The organism is Streptomyces sp. TRM64462 (genome assembly GCF_013362995.1).
Taxonomy (GTDB): Bacteria; Actinomycetota; Actinomycetes; order Streptomycetales; family Streptomycetaceae; genus Streptomyces.
Map to the genome: position 1 here is coordinate 1 of NZ_JABWDV010000265.1, position 5,152 is coordinate 5,152.

The window sequence follows — 5,152 nt, forward strand, 5'->3', positions numbered from 1 at the left end:
CGCGGCCAGCAGGAAGGCCAGTTCGAAGAGGACGACGGTCACAGCGCGGCCTCCAGGGAGCGGGAGCGGGCTCCGGCGCCGTCGGCCTCGGCTTCGACGCTGTCCGCTTCGGCCTTGGCGCCGTCGGCTCCGGCGTCGTCGGCTTCGGCTGCGCGGCCCCCGGCGTCCGCGGGCGGCGCCCCGTCGGCGGGCGGGGACGGCGGCGGGGTGCGGAGGGAGGCCCAGGTCGCGACGGCGGCGAGCAGCGCGATCGTGGCGGCGGCGCCCAGCGTCGGGGCGTCCGGGCTCGTCAGCGGCTGCCCCCGCAGCGCCTGCCACGCGACCAGGGCCACCACGGCGGCGTACGCGCCGGAGGCCGTGAGCATCAGGCGGAGGCGTACGCGCGGGTCGGCCAGGCGCGGGAAGCGCGGGGCGAGCGTGACCAGGGCCAGCAGGAGCAGCGGCAGCAGCTGCAGGGCGTGCATGCCGACGAAGTGCGGGATCCGCAGGTCGCCGCCGGTCGTCGACCAGCCGGTCAGTGGCATGCCCGCGCCGCCGTCGGGTGCGCCCACCGTGTGCGCGCCGACGACGTCCGAGACACCGCGCTCCTGGCCGGGCGCCGGCTGGGTCATCAGCATCCCGAACCCGGCGCCGACGAGGGCCAGCAGGGCACTGAGCCGCAGCGTCCAGGCGGACGCGCGGTCTGCGATGCGGGCGCGGAAGAGGAGCACGGCGATCACCAGCGTCGCGATCCAGAGCGTGGCGGCGAAGACGGCCATCGCGTTGTAGACGGCGGTGTCGAACGGCGTCGCGTAGTTGAAGTGGCTGCGCCGGCCGCGCACCGCCTGACCGACGATCAGCAGCATCTCGCCGGCCGCCGCCACCGCGAGGACGGTCCCCGTCCACCAGCCGACCCGCCGGGCGACCGGCCTGCTGCGGGGGAGCATGGACAGCATCCAGGCCAGGGCCAGGCAGTACGCGACGAACGACACGGCGAACTTGAACGGCTTCGACCACATCGGCACACCGGCGAGCATCCGGTCGTCGACGGCCAGGCCGAGCGCGGAGACGACCGCGAGGACGGCCATGGCGGCCGAGACGCCGACGAGCGGCCGGTGGAGTACGGGTACAGGTGCAGGCACAAGACACCCCCAGAGAGAACATGGATAGCGGTGCTGTCCGCTATCCGATAGTGGAACTATCTATGATGGGGTGTCGCCCTGGCAAGGGCAGGGCGGGAAGAGGGAGGTGAACGCGGCGTGCGCGTAGGCGAGTTGAGCCGCAGGACCGGCGTATCGGTGCCGACGATCAAGTACTACGTACGGGAAGGGCTGCTGCCGGCCGGGCAGCTCAGCAGCCCGAACCAGGCCAGCTACGACGAGTCGCACGTCCGCAGGCTGAAGCTCATCCGGGCGCTCATCGACGTGGGCGGGCTGCCCGTGTCGGCGATCCGGGAGGTGCTGGAGGCGGTCGAGGACCCGTCGCGGTCGGTGCACAAGGTGCTGGGCGCGGCGCACGACCATGTCGCGCCGAAGGCGGCGGGGGAGTCGGACGCGGACCTGGAGGCGGCGGGCGACGAGGTCGCGGAGCTGATCGCCCGGCGCGGGTGGCGGGTCGAGGACGACAACCCGGCGGCCCGGTCCCTGGCCGCCGCTCTGGCCGCGCTGCGGCGCCTCGGGCACGAGCGGTTCAGGGACCTGTCGCTGGACACCTACGCGGAGGCGGCGGAGCGTGTCGCGGAGGTGGACATCGCGTACGTCGCCCGGGAGGTGGGGCGCGAGAACCTCGTGGAGAGCACGGTGATCGGCACGGTACTCGGCGACGCCGTCTTCACGTCCCTGCGCCGCCTGGCCCACGTAGACGCGTCGGCCCGGATGTACGCGCCGGGGGAGCAGCCGGAGGGGGCGGGGCACCCGGAGCGCCCGGAGTAGGCGTTTGGGCGGCCGCCGACGGGGCGGCGGGCTCGGTGCGGAGCGGCCCCAGGGCGGCGGCGCCCTGTCGGCGGGCGCCCAGCCCCTCGGGGTGGGGCGTGCCCCGGCGCGGGGCGCACCCTTCGTACGGCCGTACGGCCCTGCGGGCCCTGCGGCTCTGCGGCCGTGCGCCCCTACGCGGCTTCCTGTTCCTGTTCGCGTTCGATCTGGGCGTTCCACTCGCGCTTCACCGCGCGCCACGCCTCATCCGTCTTGCCCAGGCGCCAGTAGCCCGAGATGGACAGGCGCTCGCGCGGTACGCGGCGTTCGACGCGGAGGTGGTGGCGCAGCTCCTTCACCGCGCCCGCCTCCCCGTGGACGAACGCGTGCACGTCGCCCGCCGGGAAGTCCAGGGACCGGACCGCGGCGACGAGCGCCTCGCCCACCGGGCGGCCCCGGCGGGGCAGCCAGTGGATCTCCGCGCTGTCCGGTGCGGCGATCTTCAGCTCGTCGTCCGGTTCCTCGACCTCGATGAACGCGTACGCCACCGCGCCCTCGGGGAGCCGCTCCAGGGACGCCGCGATGGCCGGCAGCGCGCTCTCGTCGCCCACCAGCAGATGCCAGTCCGCCTCCGCGTCCGGGGCGTAGCCGCCGCCCGGGCCCAGGAACCGCATCGTGTCGCCGACCCGCGCCCGCGCCGCCCACGGCCCGGCCAGCCCCTCGTCGCCGTGCACGACGAAGTCGACCGTCAGCTCCCGCTGCGCCGCGTCCCACGCGCGGACCGTGTACGTCCGGTTCGTGGGCCACTGGTCGCGCGGGAACTCCGCGCGGATCCGCTCGATGTCGAACGGCTCCGGGTACGTCACGCCCTCCGGCGCGAACAGCAGCTTGACGTAGTGGTCGGTCCACCCGGACGTGGCGAACGCGTCCAGTCCGTCGCCGCCCAGCACGATCCGCACCATGTGGGGCGCGATCCGCTCCGTACGCACGACGCGTGCCTCATGGGCCTGCGGTGTCCTGCGGGCCGACTCTTCCGACGCCACGGTGCTCTCCCCGTCCTCAAGCGACTCAGGCTGACTTAGGCATGCCTAAGTTAACACTTTCACCGGGCAAGTGCGCCGAGCAACCGCTCCAGCGAGCCGCCCAGGCCCCAGCGGACCGCCAGCTCCGCCAGCGCCGCCGGGTCCCGCGGCGCGTGCGGCAGCGCCGGTTCGAACGGCGGCAGCGGTACGTCGCTCGCGACCCGTACGACCTTCGGCGCCACCGCCACGTAGTCCCGCGCCTCGTCGAGCCGCTTGCGCTGCGCCGGGGTCAGCTTCGCCGCGGGGTCGTCCAGCGCCGCCATGATCCCCGGCAGGTCCCCGAACGCGTCCAGCAGCTTCGCCGCCGTCTTCTCGCCGATGCCCGGGACGCCCGGCAGCCCGTCGCTGGGGTCGCCGCGCAGCGTCGCCAGGTCCGCGTACCCGGGGCCGTCCACGCCGTACTTGCCGCGCAGCCACTCCTCGTCCGTCGCCTGGAGCGTGCCGACGCCCTTCAGCGGGTACAGCACCCGCACGCCCCGGGCGTCGTCCACGAGCTGGTACAGGTCGCGGTCGCCCGTGACGATGTCCACCGGGCCCGCGGCGCGGGCGGTGAGCGTGCCGATCACGTCGTCCGCCTCGTATCCGGCGACGCCGACCCGCGCGACACCCAGCGCGTCCAGCACCGCCTCGATCACCGGGACCTGCGGCGACAGCGTGTCCGGGACCTCCTCCACGTCCGGCGTGCCCTGCGGGGTCTCCACGGCCACGCGATGCGCCTTGTACGAGGGGATCAGCTCCACCCGCCAGGCCGGCCGCCAGTCGGCGTCCATGCACGCCACCAGGTCGTCCGGCCGGTGGTCCTGCACCAGCCGGGCGATGAAGTCGAGCAGCCCGCGCACGGCGTTCACCGGCGAGCCGTCCGGGGCGCGGACCGAGTCGGGGACCCCGAAGTAGGCCCGGAAGTACAGGGAAGCGGTGTCGAGGAGCATCAGGCGTCGCGTCACACCACGCATGATGCCGCACCCCACCGACACCACGCCGTCACCACCCGCACCGCCCTCGCGGCACTGCGCCGCACGGCCGCTTCCACTGATTGCGCTACTCGGTGGTACTCGTGCTGCGTAAGGTTGTCGGAAGAGGGAGGGAAGGGAGGGAGACGAGACATGGACGACAAGGAGACGCCCCGGGTGGGCGCGGCCGTCCGCAGGAGGCGCCGCGCGCTGTCACTCACCCTCGCCGCGGTCGCCGAGCGCAGTGGCCTGTCCGTGCCCTTTCTCAGCCAGATCGAGAACGAGCGCGCCCGCCCCAGCACGCGCTCGCTCGAGTGCATCGCCGACGCGCTGAAGACCACCGCCGTCGAGCTCCTCGACGCGGGCGACGCGGGCCGTACGGTCGATGTCGTACGGGCCGCGGCCGGCGCCGACGACACCGCCGCGCCCGCCGGCGTACGCCCCCTGGTGCGCGGGGAGCACCAGATGCACGCCGACGAGTTCACGGGCGAGCACGACGCGGGGCGCGAGCTGGTGCTCCGCAACGACGCGCTGCTGTACGTCGCCGACGGGACGGTCGAGGTCGAGGCCGAGGGCCGGGCCTACCGCCTGGAGCGCGGCGACACGCTGTACCTGTCGGGTGGCGTACGGCACCGGTGGCGGGCCTCGGCGCCCGACACGCGGCTGCTGGTGGTCGCCGTGGCCCCGCACATGACGGCGGACCCGTGACGGCCGGGCGGCCGCCGCGGGTCGTGTCCCTGGTGCCGTCCCTCACGGAGGCGGTCGCCGTGTCCGCGCCGGGAGCCCTCGTCGGCGCGACCGACTGGTGCGCGCACCCGGCGGACCTGGACGTGGTCCGCGTCCGCGGCACGAAGACCCCGGACGTCGACGCCATCGTCTCCCTCCGGCCGGACCTCGTGATCGCCAACGAGGAGGAGAACCGCGCCCCGGACCTGGAGGCCCTGCGCGCGGCCGGCCTCGACGTGCTCGTGACGGAGATCCGCACCCTCGACCAGGCGCTGAGCGAACTGACCCGCGTCCTGGAGGCGTGCGGCGTCCTGTCCCGGCCGCGCTGGCTGGCCGAGGCGGAGGAGGCGTGGGCGGCGGTGGACGCGGGCGCGCTCCCGGGCCTGCGGCCGGGCGCCGCCTCGGGCGGCACGGGCGGTGTCGCCGGCGCGGGCGGTGGCCCCATGGGCGGTGGCCCCGTGGGCGGTGGCCCCATGGGCGGTGCCGTCGCCGGCGCGGCAGGGGG

At 74.9% G+C, this 5,152-nt stretch carries 6 protein-coding genes; 3 read left to right on the forward strand and 3 right to left on the reverse strand.

Features of this window, described 5'->3' with window-relative positions; all coding sequences use genetic code 11:
* Positions 1–38: 38 nt before the first annotated feature.
* Entirely contained in the window at positions 39–1,067 is a 1,029-nt protein-coding gene (locus HTZ82_RS12500; RefSeq protein ID WP_254711808.1) for a hypothetical protein, read from the reverse strand.
* A 210-nt stretch (positions 1,068–1,277) separates the two neighbouring features.
* Between HTZ82_RS12500 and HTZ82_RS12505 the strand changes: the two genes are divergently transcribed.
* Positions 1,278–1,910, forward strand: a complete 633-nt coding sequence (locus HTZ82_RS12505; RefSeq protein ID WP_309235433.1) for a MerR family transcriptional regulator — start codon at positions 1,278–1,280, stop codon at positions 1,908–1,910.
* A 173-nt stretch (positions 1,911–2,083) separates the two neighbouring features.
* Here the strand turns inward: HTZ82_RS12505 and HTZ82_RS12510 are convergent, their stop codons facing one another.
* Together HTZ82_RS12510 and HTZ82_RS12515 are read right to left on the reverse strand one after the other, a co-directional pair.
* Complete coding sequence (locus HTZ82_RS12510; protein ID WP_309235434.1) at positions 2,084–2,932, reverse strand: siderophore-interacting protein; 849 nt, start codon at positions 2,930–2,932, stop codon at positions 2,084–2,086.
* A 59-nt stretch (positions 2,933–2,991) separates the two neighbouring features.
* Positions 2,992–3,900, reverse strand: a complete 909-nt coding sequence (locus HTZ82_RS12515; RefSeq protein WP_175409426.1) for a 5'-3' exonuclease — start codon at positions 3,898–3,900, stop codon at positions 2,992–2,994.
* 174 nt (positions 3,901–4,074) lie between these two features.
* On the opposite strand from HTZ82_RS12515, the gene HTZ82_RS12520 reads away from it, so the two are divergent.
* Positions 4,075–4,629, forward strand: coding sequence for a helix-turn-helix domain-containing protein (locus HTZ82_RS12520; protein WP_175409424.1), 555 nt, complete (start codon positions 4,075–4,077; stop codon positions 4,627–4,629).
* Positions 4,626–5,152, forward strand: a 527-nt coding sequence (locus tag HTZ82_RS12525; RefSeq protein ID WP_309235435.1) for a helical backbone metal receptor, incomplete at its 3' end; no start/stop codon positions are given. The genes HTZ82_RS12520 and HTZ82_RS12525, both read left to right, overlap by 4 nt.